At 59.1% G+C, this 16,100-nt stretch carries 17 protein-coding genes; all 17 read left to right on the forward strand.

The genetic code is table 11. From position 1 onward, the window contains the following. Positions 1–419: 419 nt before the first annotated feature. The 17 genes from HMPREF2878_RS07400 to HMPREF2878_RS11200 all read left to right on the forward strand — a co-directional run bounded on the left by HMPREF2878_RS07400 (position 420) and on the right by HMPREF2878_RS11200 (position 16,067). Positions 420–950, forward strand: a complete 531-nt coding sequence (locus tag HMPREF2878_RS07400; RefSeq protein ID WP_053084324.1) for a hypothetical protein — start codon at positions 420–422, stop codon at positions 948–950. Between the two features lie 43 nt (positions 951–993). Further along, positions 994–1,920, forward strand: a complete 927-nt coding sequence (locus tag HMPREF2878_RS07405) for a phage major capsid protein (RefSeq protein ID WP_048731102.1) — start codon at positions 994–996, stop codon at positions 1,918–1,920. 4 nt (positions 1,921–1,924) lie between these two features. Then, positions 1,925–2,074 (forward strand): DUF7302 family protein, encoded by a 150-nt coding sequence (locus HMPREF2878_RS11310; protein ID WP_160309997.1) that lies wholly within the window; start codon positions 1,925–1,927, stop codon positions 2,072–2,074. 29 nt (positions 2,075–2,103) lie between these two features. Continuing rightward, a complete protein-coding gene (locus HMPREF2878_RS07410) occupies positions 2,104–2,595 on the forward strand; it encodes a hypothetical protein (protein ID WP_053084323.1) in 492 nt (163 codons plus the stop codon). Next, entirely contained in the window at positions 2,592–2,951 is a 360-nt protein-coding gene (locus HMPREF2878_RS07415) for a hypothetical protein (protein ID WP_070653178.1), read from the forward strand. Before HMPREF2878_RS07410 ends, HMPREF2878_RS07415 begins: the two co-directional genes overlap by 4 nt. Further along, the gene (locus tag HMPREF2878_RS07420) at positions 2,941–3,198 is read left to right on the forward strand and encodes a hypothetical protein (RefSeq protein WP_083310831.1); all 258 of its coding nucleotides are present in this window, start codon (positions 2,941–2,943) and stop codon (positions 3,196–3,198) included. Before HMPREF2878_RS07415 ends, HMPREF2878_RS07420 begins: the two co-directional genes overlap by 11 nt. 3 nt (positions 3,199–3,201) lie before the next feature. Next, positions 3,202–3,576, forward strand: coding sequence for a DUF3168 domain-containing protein (locus tag HMPREF2878_RS07425; protein ID WP_070653180.1), 375 nt, complete (start codon positions 3,202–3,204; stop codon positions 3,574–3,576). Between the two features lie 37 nt (positions 3,577–3,613). Beyond that, positions 3,614–4,240 carry a phage tail tube protein gene (locus HMPREF2878_RS07430; protein WP_048731096.1) on the forward strand — a complete coding sequence of 209 codons (627 nt, stop codon included), beginning with the start codon at positions 3,614–3,616 and terminating at the stop codon, positions 4,238–4,240. An 88-nt stretch (positions 4,241–4,328) separates the two neighbouring features. Then, positions 4,329–4,577 (forward strand): hypothetical protein, encoded by a 249-nt coding sequence (locus tag HMPREF2878_RS07435; protein WP_070606487.1) that lies wholly within the window; start codon positions 4,329–4,331, stop codon positions 4,575–4,577. 116 nt (positions 4,578–4,693) lie between these two features. Then, the gene (locus HMPREF2878_RS07440; RefSeq protein ID WP_141753128.1) at positions 4,694–4,966 is read left to right on the forward strand and encodes a DUF5361 domain-containing protein; all 273 of its coding nucleotides are present in this window, start codon (positions 4,694–4,696) and stop codon (positions 4,964–4,966) included. A 9-nt stretch (positions 4,967–4,975) separates the two neighbouring features. Continuing rightward, positions 4,976–10,336: a tape measure protein gene (locus tag HMPREF2878_RS07445; RefSeq protein WP_070653183.1), complete on the forward strand. Its 5,361-nt coding sequence runs from the start codon at positions 4,976–4,978 to the stop codon at positions 10,334–10,336. Then, positions 10,336–11,463 carry a phage tail family protein gene (locus tag HMPREF2878_RS07450; RefSeq protein ID WP_070653185.1) on the forward strand — a complete coding sequence of 376 codons (1,128 nt, stop codon included), beginning with the start codon at positions 10,336–10,338 and terminating at the stop codon, positions 11,461–11,463. The genes HMPREF2878_RS07445 and HMPREF2878_RS07450 overlap by 1 nt, the downstream gene beginning before the upstream one ends. A 3-nt stretch (positions 11,464–11,466) precedes the next feature. Beyond that, the gene (locus HMPREF2878_RS07455) at positions 11,467–13,122 is read left to right on the forward strand and encodes a Gp37-like protein (RefSeq protein WP_070653187.1); all 1,656 of its coding nucleotides are present in this window, start codon (positions 11,467–11,469) and stop codon (positions 13,120–13,122) included. After that, the gene (locus HMPREF2878_RS07460) at positions 13,123–13,494 is read left to right on the forward strand and encodes a phage gene 29 protein family protein (RefSeq protein ID WP_070653189.1); all 372 of its coding nucleotides are present in this window, start codon (positions 13,123–13,125) and stop codon (positions 13,492–13,494) included. Next, on the forward strand, positions 13,494–14,273 hold the full coding sequence (locus HMPREF2878_RS07465) for a hypothetical protein (RefSeq protein ID WP_070653191.1): 780 nt from the start codon (positions 13,494–13,496) through the stop codon (positions 14,271–14,273). The genes HMPREF2878_RS07460 and HMPREF2878_RS07465 overlap by 1 nt, the downstream gene beginning before the upstream one ends. Positions 14,274–14,275: 2 nt before the next feature. Further along, on the forward strand, positions 14,276–15,685 hold the full coding sequence (locus HMPREF2878_RS07470; RefSeq protein WP_070653193.1) for a hypothetical protein: 1,410 nt from the start codon (positions 14,276–14,278) through the stop codon (positions 15,683–15,685). Between the two features lies 1 nt (position 15,686). Next, positions 15,687–16,067, forward strand: a complete 381-nt coding sequence (locus tag HMPREF2878_RS11200) for a hypothetical protein (RefSeq protein WP_141753129.1) — start codon at positions 15,687–15,689, stop codon at positions 16,065–16,067. The last annotated feature ends 33 nt before the right edge of the window (positions 16,068–16,100 follow it).

The following is a 16,100-nucleotide window of genomic DNA, read 5'->3' on the forward strand; positions in this document are numbered from 1 at the left end:
ATCAAGACGATGGATCTACGAGTATCTCGACAGATGCACTCGATGAAGTCCCACTTAGTAGGTTCGCAAAACTGTTCACACAGTTATGCGCTGAGACTGATTGGGAGTTACGTCTCGACTGGGATGATTTGGAATCAATCGACCCGGGTTCGAGAAGGGAATATCTGTACCGACCGCTTGGCGGCGGACAACCGAGAGAGTATGCCCCAGAGGGGGCCTAGCGCGTGTAGGTTTCTTAGCCCCGTTCCACTGTGGTGGTTCGGGGTTTTCTCATGCCCAAAAATAGAGGCCACCTAGTCGGGTAGGGCAGGGTGCAATTCCCTGTATGGCCACGGCATTGACCCCACATTCCCCTGGCGGGCTCTGTGGGGTTTTTGCGTACCCGAAGTGTTTTTCTCCCAGGAGGGGCAAACAAATTTATGTCTACGAATGAAGCGGCTGCTGATGCGCAGACCACCGATTCCACGTCAGATGCTCCGGCGCAGGCTGAACCTGCTCGCGAGACTAGCGGCGCGGAAGAGAAGCAGGAAATGACCATCGAGGATTACAAGTCCGCGTTGGAAAAGGTTCGTCGTGAGGCGGCTAAGTATCGCACGGAAAACAAGGAGCTTCGCCCTCTGGCGGAGCGCGCTAAGGAAGCCGAAGAGGCTGGAAAGAGTGAGCTGCAAAAAGCCCAGGAGCGGATTGCGGCATTGGAGGCGGAAAAGCAGGCAAGTGTTCTTGCCGCAGCACGCGCAGAGCTCGCAGCTAAGCACGGTATTCCTGGTGAGTTGATTACGGGTGATGATGCCGAATCGATGGCGGAGTCTGCGGCGGCTATCGCTGCGTATGTGGACAAGCGGCTGGGGGAGTCGGCGAAGCCGAGTCTTCCGGTTGTTGAGTCGGTCGGCCGCTTAAGTGGTGGCGTTGATCGTGACTCGCAGGCCAGGGCAATCCTCGGCCTGAAATAACAAGACTAGGCCACCATGTGTGGCAGAAAGGACAGGTAGCATTATGGCTACTCTGACTGCAGAGACTCTGACTGGGGGAAACGGCGGCTCCGCGCTGCTGCCCCGCAGCGTCTCTGATGAGATTTGGAACGCAGCGACCGCACAGTCGATTGTGCCGACGCTGGCGAAGGCTCACCCGGTGATTCTGGGTGAGAACATCATCCCGGTGCTGACTAAGCGCCCGTCCGCGTCGATTGTCGGCGAGCTGGGCAACAAGCCGGACTCCGAGTTCGAGGTTGGCGCGAAGTCCATCAAGCCGATTAAGGCTGTTGTGGGCCTGGAGTTTTCTATGGAGACTCTGGTGGCTAACCCGGCGAACACTATGGACATGATGAGCGAGGAACTGTCGGCAGCTCTTGCCCGCCAGATTGACCTTGCAATCATCCACGGCCGCCAGGCATCCGACGGCGCCGCACTGTCCGGCAACCCGGAGTTCATCAACCAGACCACTAACCGCGTTAAGGTTGCCGGCACTCCGGAGACCGCGGACTCGGAGCTATGGCAGGGCTACGACCTTGTTGTCGGCGGCTCCACTGCACGCGATTTCACCGGCTTCGCTATGGACCCGCGCATGGTGTCCATGCTGGCCAATGCCCGCGATAAGGAAGGCCGTCGCCTGAACCCGGAGATTCCGATGGGCGGCCAGGTCACTAACTACGCAGGCCAGCCTGTGGCTGTGTCCCGCTCGGTGTCTGGCCAGATGGACGCATCGGCGGACACGAAGGTTCGCGCGTTCGGTGGCGATTGGAATGCTCTGCGTTTCGGTCGCGCTCTGGATATTTCCCTCAAGCGCATCGAGTACGGTGACCCGTTCGGCAATGGTGACCTGCAGCGCCGCAACGCGGTGGCTTTCCTGACGGAGGTTATCTTCGGCTGGGCAATTCTCGACAAGGACGCATTCGTTGCCTACGAGCTCGGTAGCGAGGGCTAGAGCGATGAAGCTTGTCAACAAGGCGAACGGCGTCGAGGTGTCTGTGTGTGATGAGCGCGGCCAGGAGCTGCTCTCGGAGGGCACATGGGAGCGTATCGACGCGCCCAAGAAAACCACGCGGCGGACTTCGCGTTCGAAGACAGCTACTGAATAGCAGCTCTGCTGCTAGGGGAGGAGGAAGTGATGCCAGTCATCATCACCGTTGAGGACATCCACGTTTTCAACAAGGACATCCCCACCGAACAGGCCGAGATTCTTATCCGTGATGGTTTGGCGCTCGCCAGGCGTGTAGCGCCCTGCATCGACGATGAGGAATTCGCATTCGCTGATGCTGCAGCGGCGATTATCCGTGGCGCGATTCTCCGTTGGGCGGAGTCCGGCTCCGGTGGTATCACGCAGCGGCAAATGTCGGCTGGCCCATTCGCACAAAACCTGTCGTTCGATAACCGGCAGTCGCGGCGCTCGCTGTTTTTCCCATCGGAGATAACGGAGCTGCAGGATCTCTGCAAAGCATCGAATACGGATGGGGCGTTTGGTATCGACACGATTGCCGACCGTCCGTCGCGGTGCGTGCGTGACTACGAGGGCTGCCCGTACCTGATGGGGTCGGTTAACTCGCCGTGTGAGGCATGCGGTGAAACACTCCGGCCTGGCTGGTGGTTGGGGGCGCGATGACTAGTCCGTACCAGTGCGAATATGCCGTTGAGGTGCTGCGGCGTGCCGTTATTGTCAATGAGTTCGACGATGAAATTGAGGTGCCAGGAGCACCGGAGACCGTCGCCGTTTTTGGTTGGTACGTCGGCGGGCGCGTGGAAGGCCGACCAGACGGGCACGTCTATCAGGTGGAGTGGGACGCCACACTCTACGCCCCGGTGGAAGCCCGTATTCATGCCGGTGACCGTGTCCGCCTTCCTGGTGTCGGCGAGTTCACCCTGGTTGGTGAACCGTCCAATTGGGATAACAACCCGTGGTTCAGCCCTGGTCTCGTAGAAGTCAGGCTTAAAAGAGTAGGTGACCGCGATGGATCTTAAGTTCAACGTCAAGCGCGTGAAGCTGCACAACTCCGCTTTTACAGAGATGCGCAAAGACGCCAACCTAGTAGCCGATTTGGAAGCCCGCGGCCACGCTATCGCCAACGCTGCAGGCTCCGGCTACGAGGTGTCCTCCTACTCCGGTAAGACCCGTCACCGCGTATCTGTGATTACCGAGTCGTATGAAGCCGCCAAGGACACAGCGGAAAACAACACACTGCTCAAAGCACTGGACGCGGGGCGATAACCGGTGGCTATTCGTTCTGCGGAAAAAGTCGCACTACAGATTCTCCGCGACGCCGGTTTCCGGGCGCATGTGACACCACCTCGTGACGCCACAGCGCCCTATATCCGAGTCAATCGTGTCGGCGGCATCATGTCGAACCTGGTGACCGACGCTGCGATGCTGGCTGTGGCCGCATACGCGGCTGACCCAGCAGAAGCGGCAAACATGGCAAACAAAGCACGCGAAGCCTTATTCGCGGCGCGCACAACAATGGTTGGGGACGCATGGGTGCGGTGGTGGAAAGAATCAGCCGGGCCCGCGAACTTCCCTGACCCAACCTCAAAACTGACCCGGTACCAATTCTCCGGGCAGCTGATGATTGCAACAAACCTCGACTAACACAGTCGGGGTTTTACTCATTTTTAAGGAGAAAACCATGGCACTTGGAAACACCAAGAATGTTCTCGCCGGTATCCCTGATGTTGCCGGCGGCCTGTGGGTCAAGGACCTCATCACCGACCCAAAGGAGTACCCGAAGGCAGGCGCTGACCTCAAGGCAGAAGGCTGGACACACGTCGGCTTCATCTCCGAAGACGGCGTAACCGAAGCCAACGAGCGCGACACCGAGAAGGTCAAGGCATGGGGCGGCGACACCGTGCGCGTCCTGCAGAACGACCACACCCAGACCTTCGCATTCTCGTTCTTCGAGCTCGGCAACCCGGAGGTTCTGAAGCTCATCTACGGAGACGAGAACGTCACCGTTGGCTCTGACGGCAAGGTCGAAGTCAAGCAGAACTCCAAGGTTCTGCCGCACAAGTCCTTCATGATCCAGGTACTCGACGGCGACACCAAGATTGACAAGTTCATCCCCGATGGCCAGATCATCGAGACCGGTGAGCTGCAGATGACCCACTCGGCGGTTATGTCGGTTGAGGTCACTGTGGAGGCGTTTGTCGATAAGCAGGGCAACAAGGTCTACACCACTCAGTCCACTGCTGCGGCGCCGGTTGGCGGGGCTGAAACGTCTGGCCGTGACACTGGCTCAGAAACTAGCGACCAGTAGCTAGGCAGCGCGCCGGGCGGTCGCGCTATAGGGAAGTCACCGCCCCTCTTTTCTCTCATTTCACTGCAAACAAAGAAGGACAGTTTCTATGGCTCTTGAAAAGTTTCACCACGAGTTCGACGGCAAGAAGTTCACGCTGCCGAAGTTCGACCAGCTGCCGTTTGGCGTTATCCGTAAGCTCCGCAAGCTGCCGGATGAGGAGCAGTTTTTCCAGATGTTCGAGCTCGCCGCCGATGATAAGGCGCTGGCTGTCATCGACACGATGGGCATGAAGGACATCGAAAAGCTTGTTGAGGACTGGCAGAAGGACGCGGGAGTCACCCAGGGGGAATCCTAAGCCTGGTCGACAGGCTAGAGGACAGTGAGAAACGGCGGGCGCTGGAAGCCGACCTCATCAATGCCGGGATGAGGCTGCGTTGGTTTCCAGCCCCCGATTACACCTGGGGCGATCTCGTGGCGTTCGTTTCAGGGCTCGACCACAGTTCTGCGTCTGTTCGCGCGGAGCTTGGCGAGGACGCGATGTGGGGGTTGCAGGAGCAGCTGCTGGCCCTGAATGCGGATTATCTGCGGATTCTGATTTGGCAGAGAACCCCGGACGGGCAGAAGGGCCGGAAGTTCCCGAAACCCATCAAACGACCCGGCGTTGATGACGGCGTTGACAGAAAGAAGATTGGCGGCACTACGAAGGTGCCAGCTGAGGAGCTCGCGAAACTCCTCGGAGTGTAGGAGGTCATCGTGGCAACGAATCTTGCGACCGCATATGTGGAGATCATTCCGTCTGCGAAGGGGATTGGTTCGGCGATTTCCCAGGAGTTGTCTGGCGTTGAGCCGAAGGCAACGTCGCATGGCTCGAAGATCGGCTCCAAGCTGTCTGCGGGTCTTAAGTCTGCGATGAAGAAGGGCGCGCTGGGCGCTGGTGCGGCTGCTGGCGCTACGTTGGGGCGTGCTCTGCAGAAGGGTTTTGGTCGCCTGAATGCTATCGAGCAGGCACGAGCTAAGTTGTCCACGCTTGCGGACAGCGCGGCTGATGTCGATGCTGCCATGGATAGCGTGACAAAGGCTGTGACAGGCACTGCGTTCGCTACATCGGAGGCTGCTGATGCTGCGGCTATGGCTATGGCAGCTGGCATTAAGCCAGGCAGGGAGATGACCGGTGTGCTCTCCACTATCGCCGACGCCGCCTCGTTTTCGAACAAGGAGTTTTCCGAGGTTGCACCAATCTTCACCAAGGCCATCAATAAGGGCAAGGTGATGGGCGATACGCTCATGCAGCTGGAAGAAAACTCTATTCCAGCAACCCAGGCTTTGGCTCGCCATTTGGGTAAGACTGGCGAGGAAATCCAGGAAATGGCTTCCAAGGGGCAAATCAGCTTTAAGGATTTGCAGGAAGCGATGGATAAAACCATTGGCGGCCAGGCGCAGGCACAGGGCGAGACGTTCACTGGTGCACTGAAGAATGTTGATGCCGCTTTGGGGCGTTTCGGCGAGACACTGCTTGCGACGCCGTTCAAGATGGGGCCGCAGATTTTCTCCGCGCTCGGCAAGTCAATCGATGACGTAAACACCAAAGTTAAGGCTGGTATTGAGTACTTGCAGACTGGTGTGGACACCGAGGGCTACATGTTTAAGGCTTTCGGCACCCGTGAGCAGGCCGATGAGGTCATGGCGATGCTCGATGACGTGCGCCAGAATTGGAGCGAGTTCCAGTCCGGTCTGCGCGGTGAGGACGCCTCCGGCCTGTTCGGCGCGCTAGGCGGCTCTCTGCGTGAGATTGGGCAGGCTGCTGCGGACATCATGCCAGCGCTGATGGATGTCGGCATGTCGCTGGGCGAAGCCGGAATGACCGCCTCGATTGTGTCTATCACCGGCGCACTCGGTGTAGTAGCGCCACTGCTGGCGGATGTGCTTGCGCCAATTCTGCAGACTGTCGGTGACCTGATGCGCGAGAACCAGGGCGTTGTGAACGCTCTGGTCACCGCGTTCGTAGGCTTCAAGACGGTTGATGCTGCCGCAGGTGGGCTCGCGAAGGTCGCGTCCTCTGGCGGCAAGCTGCAGAAAATGTTCAAGGGACTCGGCCCTGCGATTAAGGGTTCGGCGTCTGGTATCACCGGGTTCGCGAAGGTCGCTAAGTCTGGGTTCTTGTCGGCGACTCGTGGGCTGAAGATGTTCCAGGGCGCTTTCAAGATGGGGCAGATGGGACGCTCTTTGAAGAGCGTGTCCGGTGCTGTCGGCAAGCTTGGCCTGTCGTTTGGTAAGGCCAGTGTGTACGCGAAGATGGCCGGCAAGGCCATCACCTCCGGCCTGGTGAAGGGGCTGAAGCTGGCCGTTGGCGGCATCAAGGCTTTGGGTATGGCGATTGCTGCTAACCCAATCGGCCTTCTGGTCACCGCGATCGCCGCGGTTGTTGCCGGGCTGGTGTACTTCTTCACGCAGACTGAGACTGGTAAGCGCCTGTGGGCTTCATTCATGGAGTTCATGGGGCAAGTGTGGGAAAACATCAAAACCTGGGCGCAGGCCGCCTGGGACTGGATTGTTCAGGTGTGGAACGGCATTCCGGAGTGGTTCTCTGAGAAGTGGAACTCGGTCACGGGGATCGTTTCGCAGGCGTGGGAGGGTATTAAGACCGCTATCTCCAACGCGTGGAACGCCATCACTGAGTGGTTCGCGGCAGCGTGGGAGGCATACAAGGCGCAGGTTCAGGCTAACTGGGAGTTCGTCAAGAGCATATTCAGTGCCGCCTGGGAGGGCATCAAGAACATTGTCATCCTCGCGTGGAACGGTATCCAGACGTTCTTCACTACCGCGTGGACTATCTTCACCTCGCTGGTGCAGACGGTGTGGAACGGCATCGTCCTGGTGTTCCAGACCGTGTGGAACGTCATCAAGACTGTTGTCACCACAGTGTGGAACGGTATCGCAGCGTTCTTCTCGGCAGCGTGGACAATGTTCACGTCCATCGTCACAACGGTGTGGAACACTATCCTCACTATCATCCAGGGCGTATGGGACGGGATTAAGAACGCTGTCACCACAATCTGGAATGCCGTCTCCTCGTTCATTTCCGGCGCATGGTCGGCATTCACAGGGTTCGTGTCCTCCACCTGGGAGAACATCAAGAACCTGATTTCCAACGCCTGGGAAGCAATTAAGGCAACCACCCAGTCCGTATGGGAAGCCATTAAGACTGCTATCGCTAACGCGGTGCAGGCTATGGTGTCGAAGCTGCAGGAGTTCGCGTCCTCGGTCAAGAACAAGATTGATGAGGCGTGGAACCACGTCAAGCAGTTCCCTCAGAAAATCCGCAACGCGTTCTCCAACGCTGGGCAATGGCTTGTCAACGCTGGTAAGGCCATCATTCAAGGCCTCATCAACGGCATCAAGTCAATGGCCGGCACGGTTGGTAACGCTATCCGCAGTATCCTGCCGGGTGCTATCCAGGGGCTTATCTCGCTCGGAGACGGCGGCATCGCACTAGTCGACGGTGGTATCACCGCCTACGCCAACGGCGGCATCCGACGATTGGAACAGTACGCCAACGGTGGACACCGACGCGAAAAGCACGTCGCACAGATCGCAAACGCAGGCGACTGGCGACTCTGGGCGGAGCCGGAGACCGGCGGCGAGGCTTACATTCCGTTGGCTCGGTCGAAGCGTGGCCGCTCTACCGCGATTCTCAACGATGTTGCCAAAATCTTCGGCCTACAGCTGGTCGATAATGACGGCAACCGCGTTGATGCCACCACACCTGGCGGCACGGGGCCGAAGGGCAGCGCAGTCCGCGCATTCGCCAACGGCGGCATCCGCACCGCAGCAGAGGTTCGCCGATTCGTCGAAGGCGACAACGTCGCCGGCGTACAAGCGGAACGCTCACTGCAAGGCGCACCATATGAGAACTACCCAGGTCGTGACGGCGCGTGGGGCGACTGCTCCTACACCCAGGGCAACATCGCCGCGTTCATGCTCGGCCTGAACCCCTGGCCGCGTAAGTTCTCCACCAGCTCGCAGCTGTCGTGGCTCCGGTCAAACGGCGCCAACATCGGCATGGGGCCAGAAGGCTCCTACCGTGTCGGCTGGTACGACAATGGTGGCGGGCAGTTCGGCCACACCTCCGGCACCCTGCCGGACGGCACCAATGTCGAGATGGGCGGCGGTAACGGCGGAGGTGCTATCGGCGGTGGCGCTGTGCCATGGAACCACCCACAATTCACACACCACGCTTGGATCCCAGCCGCGCCGGGCTACACTGGCCCGACCGGTATGGATGATGCTGTCGCGGAGGTGCCGGAGGTTGATTTCTCCGACACCACTGGCGGCTCGGCAACGGCTGTCACGTCGACCACGGCGGCTACCGGTTCTGACCCGAACATGGTGCCGCTCGATGATGATGTGGCGGCAAAGGCGGAGCAGGCCGGCATGGTTGACACCAGCACCACTGGTGAGGCAACCACCTGGTCTGACGCTATCGGCGATATGGCCAAGGCGTTCGTGTCCGGCCACATCAAGGACATTCTTGGCGTATTCGGTATCCCGGATGAGATTCCGCCAATCATTGTTGCTGCCCGCAAAATGTTTGTTCAGGCCACCCAGGGTGACCCGGATGGGCAGAAGGCACAGCAGCAGATTGAGGACGCGGCGGACGCACAGCTGGAAGCGCAGGACGCTGTAGTCGATGTTGAAGCCGAGCCAGTCGAGATTGACTCGGTTTCCACAGGCGCTATCGATGACAACGCGGGTGTCGCTGGTGCGGCGATTGAGGCGAACCCCACCCCGCCCCCGCCAGAGTGGGGTGAGGGATTTTTCGCCCACGAGATTGCCCGCGCTGCAATCGACCAGAATTTCCCTGGTGACGAAGCCCCGTTCGATGCCACACAAATTGCGCTCGCGACAGCGCTGGTTGAGTCCGGCGACCCGATGCTGATGTATGCGAACAATGCGGTTCCAGAGTCGCTTCAGTATCGCCATGACGCTGTCGGCTCCGACCATGATTCCGTTGGTTTGTTCCAGCAGCGCGACAACGGCGCGTGGGGAACCGTGGCGCAGAGGATGAACCCCTACGACTCCGCGGTCATGTTCTACCGCGAACTGAAAAAGTTCGATTGGCAGAGCATGCAACCGGGCGACGCGGCGCAGAAGGTTCAGCGGTCGGCATTCCCTGACCGCTATGCCACGAAGCTGGATAAAGCAGGCAACCTCGCGTTCGACACGGGCTATTTCGTATACGACCCAGAACGGAACCGAAACCTTCTCAAAAACGCGCCTGGGTTTAAGAAGGGCGGCATGGTCTATGGCGGTAATGGCAAGAATCTAGATGATGTGCTCGCGTGGCTGTCGCAGGGCGAGATGGTCATCAACTCGGATTCTGTTGACGCTGACCCGGATATGGCGAAAACCCTCAACGACGCTGGCCCTGACGCTGTACGTGACCAGGTGTTGCGTGACGCGGTGGGTGGTGCGCTGAATGCGGTGCCGGAGCTGAAACTGTCCGGCAGCATGCGGGATATGTTGGCGCAGAACCTCTATGGCGCGTCGAATACGTTCTCGCAGTTGGCGTCGATGGGCGTTGCTGCCGGTTTCCAGCTGGCGGGCACTGGTGCTCGGTCTGCGTTGACGGCGGGTGCTGCCGGGGCGGACATGGCTCTGGCTGGCGCTGGAATCGCACCGTCGATGCTGGGCGTTCCAGGTCTGCCTACTCCGCCGAGCATTGCTGGCATGGCCGGCATGGTACCCATCGAGGGACTATTCGGTGTCGCCGGTGATGTGGCGTCCTGGTACACGGGCAAGGTCACATCCGGTATCGGCAACGCGCTGGCGGAAGCAACCCTCGGCGTGTACGACATCGGCGTCGGCCAAGTCGAAGAGGTCATGAACGCCTTCGGCATGAACCGACTGAACCCGGCGATGATCGCGGAGAACTCGGAACTCGCGGAACTACGCGGTGTTCTTGAGGACTCTGTTCAGACCAGGTTCAGCCCGGAGGCAGGTTACGGCACACAGCAGGTCGGCGACACGTATGTGTTCAACGCTAGTGATTTCGGACAGATGCAGTCTCTGTATCGCCGTGAGAAGGCTAAGAAGGGGAAGGTAGGTGCCCGATAATGCTCAAGGAGCAGGCAAATATCACCATCAGGGGAGTCGATGGGGTTGAGTGGCATATTCATGGGCCGCGTTCCATCAGCTCCCCAGTCAGGCTGCGCGAGGGCGCTGTCGGTGAACTTTTTGATGCGCCGTTTTCCACGGTGTATCGGGGTGTTGCCGGCAAGCCCGGCAAGTCATTCCGTGGAATCAACTATGCGGAACGCAACGTTGTTCTGCGGCTCAATATCGCCGGGGATACCGGCGGGGATTGGGCGCGGGTGGATTCCCGTTTCCGCCGCTCCCTGTCTGCCGAGCGAGAGTTCCAGCTCATCTGCGACACGGAACTATCCGGGCGCCGCTGGTTGAACGTTCGGCTAGCGGAAGCCCCGGAGGTGGAGAACAACCTAGACCCGCACGAGCAGGCGAACATGCAGATGCAGGTTGTGGTGGTGGCTGCTAACCCGTTTTGGCAGTCACAGGCAATTACGGATGAGTTCGTGTTCGACGGCTCTAACTGGGCGTCGGATAGTGTCACTGTGACGAATCCTGGTGATGTTCCTGCATGGCCAAAATGGGTGCTCACAGCGCCCGCAAAGTACGGCCTGCCAGATATTGACCTGTCAACACCGGTTGATAAGCGCCTGGACCGGTTCGTGTACCTGCCATTCCAGCCCCACGGCCGGGAAGTACTGGTGGACACAGACCCGTTCGAGGAAATGATTACCACCAACGACGGGACACTGCTGTGGGCGCAGATGAACGGACAGTTCTTCCAGAACCAGCTCCCACCACACCTACCGGAAACCCAGTTGCCGGTCTATGTTGACCCGTTCCCGCTGCTGCCGTTCGACCTGCCCACAACGTGGCGCATCTGGATTGGCGAGAAACTAGAAAAACTAGTCGACGCAATTGGCCTGTCGGAGTTCCTGGCGCTCACGCCGGAGGACATCGCGGAGAAAATCACCGAGTGGATCAACGGCGTGAAACCAGACTGGCTCGACCCGATTGTGCCCGACATTGCAGTGAAGCTGACGTTTGATTTCATTGCCCGCATTATCCGTGAAACCTACGGGCGTATCGGCAATATCGCGGGCGCGACTGCACAAATCATTGTGGAACCACAGCACACGAGACCGTGGGGAGGCTAGACGATGGCGGAGGCGAATCATGCTGTTCTTGAGCGGATTTATTCGTCGACGATGCAGGCCAGGCAGAAGCGAGATGACCTGCGCCGGCAGCCCCCCGCGGTGCATATCTATGACGGTGACTGGAAGTACCGCGGGCAGGTGTACTGTGAGCGCGACCTGTCGTTTGAATGGAAGCTGAACGATACCGGCGCGGGGCATATCACTCTGCCGGCCGAGCATCATATCGCCCGGTGGGTAGCGGAATACTGGAAGCGGGATAAGCAAAACGTTCATATCCGCGTGGATAAGGACGGTGCCCGCTGGTGTGGCACTCTTTCGGATTGTGTGTCGGAGCAGGATGAGGACGGCGACCGTATTGTCACCCTGTCCTTCCTGCATGACTACGAGAAGCTGAAGCACATTGACCTGTGGCCTAACCCACTAACGCCTGCTGGGGTTCAGTTCCCGAAAGCATGGGTGATGCCAGGCCCAGCAATCTATGTGCTGAAACTGACCCTGTTCATGAACCTGTTTCGGCACTATGGCAGCCTATGGCAATTGCCAGACGACCCACTGGATTTCAAGTCCTGGGTGCGCGGCCTGAACTACAAGGACTGGCCAATGCTAGTCAAACCCGGTTCGCTGCTGTTGGATGATTCGCCGTGGTGCATCGTGTCGTCGCGTTTCAAGACGTTCGATGAGGTTGCTAAGCCCATTCTGGCGGATGGGCGGTTGATGGTGAAGCTGGACCGATGGTTTACCGGAGACCCGCAGCCGTGGCCAGGCGCTGGGTTGAAACGCGACGGCCAACTGATTTTCGACATCGTGGACAAGTCCGGCTGGTGGGAGCAGACCGCCATCGGCGGCACCATCGCTGGTGGCCTGGTCCGCACCGGCGTGGAACTGGCCGAAAACCTAGTGGATGAAGCCCGCGTACATCTACAGAGCTACGAGGACGCGGAGGAATACACCCTCGCCGGCTGGCTAGGTATCGCTCCGAAACAACCGTGGGTGGTGTACCGCACCAACGAGCCGTACAACACCGCGGCGTCGACGCGGTTCACGTGGCAGCCCGCGACGGTAGGCCAGATTACGGTTGGTGGGCATTCTGCTCCGGGCATCAACGAAAGTATCAGTATTGCTACTAAGTTGGTGTTCAACATCCTCGGGTCGTTTATTCTGCAGCCGGGGCTGGGCTCCATTGTTGACGGAGCAGCCGCACCACTCTACGAGGATGTACTGGGCGCTTTCATGAGCGTGAAAAACCCACTTCGAACCAGAAAACTCGGCTGGGACCACTACCTTGAGAACTTCGAGGACGGGGCAGATAAGGCCTACACGCTGTCCTCACTCATCGCCCTGCGGTCTGGGTTCTTTAAGACCCGTGAGCGCACTGCCCACACAATGAACATCCAAGACGGAGCACCGTACCTGGTCGGCGATAACAGTCAAGGACACTTCTTCCTCGGCGACCGTGTAGGCGGGGAAATACCCGGCTCAAAGGAAGGCCGGGTGGTCGTTGAGCAAGTCAGCTCGATTGTGCTCACCCAGTCAGCCGAGCAACCGCACCAGTGGGAAATCACCACTGGTGACGAAGAAACAGACCAAGACCCAGTGGACTATCTACTGGGGCTTTCTCGTGATTTCTTCGCGTCAATCAAGGAATTGGGGCTGATATAAATGTCGATTCCAACGCAGGATAACTGCGATCTAGACAATCCGCGGGAGATGTTCCTGTGGATGCTGGTCAACGTTTCCAACTCGCAGGTACCACTGCTGTTTCCGCGCAAGGTGCTCGAGGATATTTCTGAGCAGATTTACCGCTGTGGTGGGCGCCTGCATTTGGATGAGCAGCAGATTTTCTATCGGCCGCCGAAACCACCGGAGGACGGCAGCGTCTGGGATGCGCTAGGTGGCGAATGGGTAGAAGCCGAGCAACCCGGCGTTCGCCCCGAAGGCATGGAGCCAACCAGAGTGCAGGCCATGCTCGATGTACTCGATGACCAAGCAAAGCAAGAAATTAAGGCCGAGCTAGAAAGGAGGGGATTCTGATGGGTGTCGCACCTGGCGGTAGTAATCCGCGTCCGGAGGGCTCGTTGAGTCCGTCGGGTCTGCAGCAGTTGGCGTCGTATGACGAGGCGTTTGTCCGTCGGCAGGCGTTGGCGGGTGTGCTGGGTTCAGCAGAGGAAGCCCGTAACGGGTTTGTAGCTGGGTTGCGGGAGTCGATTGCGAAGCCGCTGCAGCAGATTTTTGCGGGTCGGAAACCAGCGGGCTGGGAGCACGTGGCGGATGAGTTTCAGGACGGCCAGTTGGCGTTGAAGAACACGCTTGAGTTGCTGTCTCCGTTGCTTGATTATGGTTCCGCGTATATGGACGCTAAGGGCGGGTTTCTGCAGTTCGGCGACAACCACGGTGTGATGCCGTTTTCGAATCAGATTGGTCCGATGCGGAATTGTGAGTTGCACGATAACGGCATTCGTCTTTTGGCTGCTGGCCTGTGGGATGTTCGCTGCCAGATGGCTTACGGCAACAATGCGCTTGGTGTTGGTAACGGCACGGTCGAGTGGCGCATCCGCGTGTACAGGCCGGACGGCACTCTGTTTTCGGAGCAGGTTGGTCTGGAAGCGAACGTGTGGACAAAGACCAGCACTATCGTCTCGTCGGTGGTTGTGCCGGACGCGGGGTTCGTTGTCAAGGTTGAGGTCTCCTGGATTCACGGTTCCCGCAAGCTGCTGGGTGGTCCGCGTAATAATCGGTTGGTTGTGCAGCACATTTCTAACAAGGTCGGTGTCGGTGGTACTGGCTCCGAGGGTTCGTACATTGAGGAGTAGGTATGACGATTCTGGTTGGTGACATTAAGGACGTGGGGCTTTCCCCTACGGAGGGTACTGTCACGGTGTTTTCTGCGCGGACGCGGCGTGCGAATAGTGCGGGTGGTGTGATTACCCGTGAGCGTCGTGAGTATCCGCTGTCGGGTGGCCGTTTTCGGACTGGGGAGCTTGACCCGGGCAGGACAACGGTTGAGCTTGTTGCCCCTGGTGTTTTCGAAAGCTGGACGTTTGATTTGCCGACGGACGGCACCGTCAGCCTTGCTGACATGATCGAGAATTCTGAGGAGTATCAGCCGTCTAGTGCTGTGGTGAATGCGGCGCAGGCGGCTGCTGCTCAGGCGGAGTTGTCGGCTCAGCGTGCGTCGGGGTTTGAGTCTGGGGCTGAGCGCGCCAGGGATGAGGCCGTGGCTGCGCAGGCCTCGGTGCAGCGCGTTGTTGATGGTTCTTTGGCGTTGGTGCGCGGGGAGTTCACGGACTTGACGGAGCGTGCGGAGTCTGCTGCTGTGCGTGCTGAGCAGGCGCGTGACGCGGCGGAGGGTTCCGCTGACGGTGCGGCTTCGTCTGCTGTGTCTGCGAAGGAGGACGCTGACCGCGCGGAAGCAGCTGCGGGTAAGGCCGCTACTACCGCGGCTGACCAGACGCGGGCGGAGCTTGCGGGGTTCGCGCAGTCGGCGGCGCAGTCGGAGCAGAATGCTGCGGGGTCGGCTTCTGCGGCGAAGGGGTTCGCTGAGCGCGCGGGTGTGGCTCAGTCCGGGGTGGCTACGGTCGCTGGGCGGGTTGAGGCTGATCGTGTGCGTGCGGAGTCTGCGGCGCAGGGGGCGGAAGCATCGGAGTCGGCTGCTGCTGTGTCGGCTGAGTCGGCGCGGGCTTCGGCTGATGCTGCTGGTGGTGCGCGTTTGGGTGCTGAGCAGGCGCGTGATGAGGCGTTGCAGGCTGCGGAGTCGGCGCAGGTTGGTGCCCCGGAGGGTGGGTGGCCTCGTGAAGCACTGTCGCAGGGTGTGCGTGAGTCGTTGACGCGGGCTGATTCCGCGTTGACTACGGTTCCGCGTGCCACATCGCAGGTCGCTGGTGGCGTGCAGCTTGCGGGTGACCTTGCGGGTACGTGGGACGCGCCAACCGTGCCAGGGTTGGCCGACAAGCTGGACAAACAGCCGGTATCGGAGTCTGTGACCGCTGGTTCTCTAGTGCAGCGAACCGAGGGCGGCCAGGTGAAAACGGCTACCCCACAGGCTGATGATGATGCCACAACAAAGGCGTATGTGGAGGATATGGTCGCGGCGCGTGTGAACTCCCGCCCGGCGATGTGGCTGTGGGACGGAAAAACCACCTGGAGGCCACCCGCAAACGCAGTCGCCACAGACAACGTCCTCAACCTCGCAACCGGCGAAATCCACGCACTCAAAGAGGTATAAATTGAGCATTCAACTCGGAAATATCGTAGGAAAAATCGGCGGCGGGGTCAGCGCTCCAATACTAGACAAACAGGTTTCTACACAAATAGGTGCCTACTTAGATGTCGATGTTGCATCAGCCAGCGTTACGGACAGTGGGCTCTATGCGGTGTTGGTGTCGTTCTCTGCGATTAATGGAGCGGCAAACGCAGAGTCGTTTTTTCTGGACATCAACCGTGGAGGCGAACGTCTAGCTCGATTCGTGCATTCAAGTCGCAGCAATCTGATGAGTCTGTCTGGTGTTTTAGCGCTGACACCAGGGGCAATAACTCTGCAAGTTCTTAATTCCTCTAATCGGCAAACAGCTACGGTCGGTCGAGTTTTGATTGTCAAGGTTGAGTAGGGGGGTGTCCCTATGTTTTTGTCAAGTGCCAGA

It is taken from the genome of Corynebacterium sp. HMSC065H09, assembly GCF_001812845.1.
Lineage (GTDB): Bacteria > Actinomycetota > Actinomycetes > Mycobacteriales > Mycobacteriaceae > Corynebacterium > Corynebacterium jeikeium_D.

Coding starts and splice junctions, on each gene's coding strand:
- HMPREF2878_RS07400 (WP_053084324.1), top strand. CDS start 420: ATGTCTACGAATGAAGCGGCTGCTGATGCGCAGACCACCGATTCCACG.
- HMPREF2878_RS07430 (WP_048731096.1), top strand. CDS start 3,614: ATGGCACTTGGAAACACCAAGAATGTTCTCGCCGGTATCCCTGATGTT.
- HMPREF2878_RS07470 (WP_070653193.1), top strand. CDS start 14,276: ATGACGATTCTGGTTGGTGACATTAAGGACGTGGGGCTTTCCCCTACG.
- HMPREF2878_RS07450 (WP_070653185.1), top strand. CDS start 10,336: ATGCTCAAGGAGCAGGCAAATATCACCATCAGGGGAGTCGATGGGGTT.
- HMPREF2878_RS11310 (WP_160309997.1), top strand. CDS start 1,925: ATGAAGCTTGTCAACAAGGCGAACGGCGTCGAGGTGTCTGTGTGTGAT.
- HMPREF2878_RS07460 (WP_070653189.1), top strand. CDS start 13,123: ATGTCGATTCCAACGCAGGATAACTGCGATCTAGACAATCCGCGGGAG.
- HMPREF2878_RS07465 (WP_070653191.1), top strand. CDS start 13,494: ATGGGTGTCGCACCTGGCGGTAGTAATCCGCGTCCGGAGGGCTCGTTG.
- HMPREF2878_RS07455 (WP_070653187.1), top strand. CDS start 11,467: ATGGCGGAGGCGAATCATGCTGTTCTTGAGCGGATTTATTCGTCGACG.
- HMPREF2878_RS07410 (WP_053084323.1), top strand. CDS start 2,104: ATGCCAGTCATCATCACCGTTGAGGACATCCACGTTTTCAACAAGGAC.
- HMPREF2878_RS07420 (WP_083310831.1), top strand. CDS start 2,941: ATGGATCTTAAGTTCAACGTCAAGCGCGTGAAGCTGCACAACTCCGCT.
- HMPREF2878_RS07405 (WP_048731102.1), top strand. CDS start 994: ATGGCTACTCTGACTGCAGAGACTCTGACTGGGGGAAACGGCGGCTCC.
- HMPREF2878_RS07415 (WP_070653178.1), top strand. CDS start 2,592: ATGACTAGTCCGTACCAGTGCGAATATGCCGTTGAGGTGCTGCGGCGT.
- HMPREF2878_RS07435 (WP_070606487.1), top strand. CDS start 4,329: ATGGCTCTTGAAAAGTTTCACCACGAGTTCGACGGCAAGAAGTTCACG.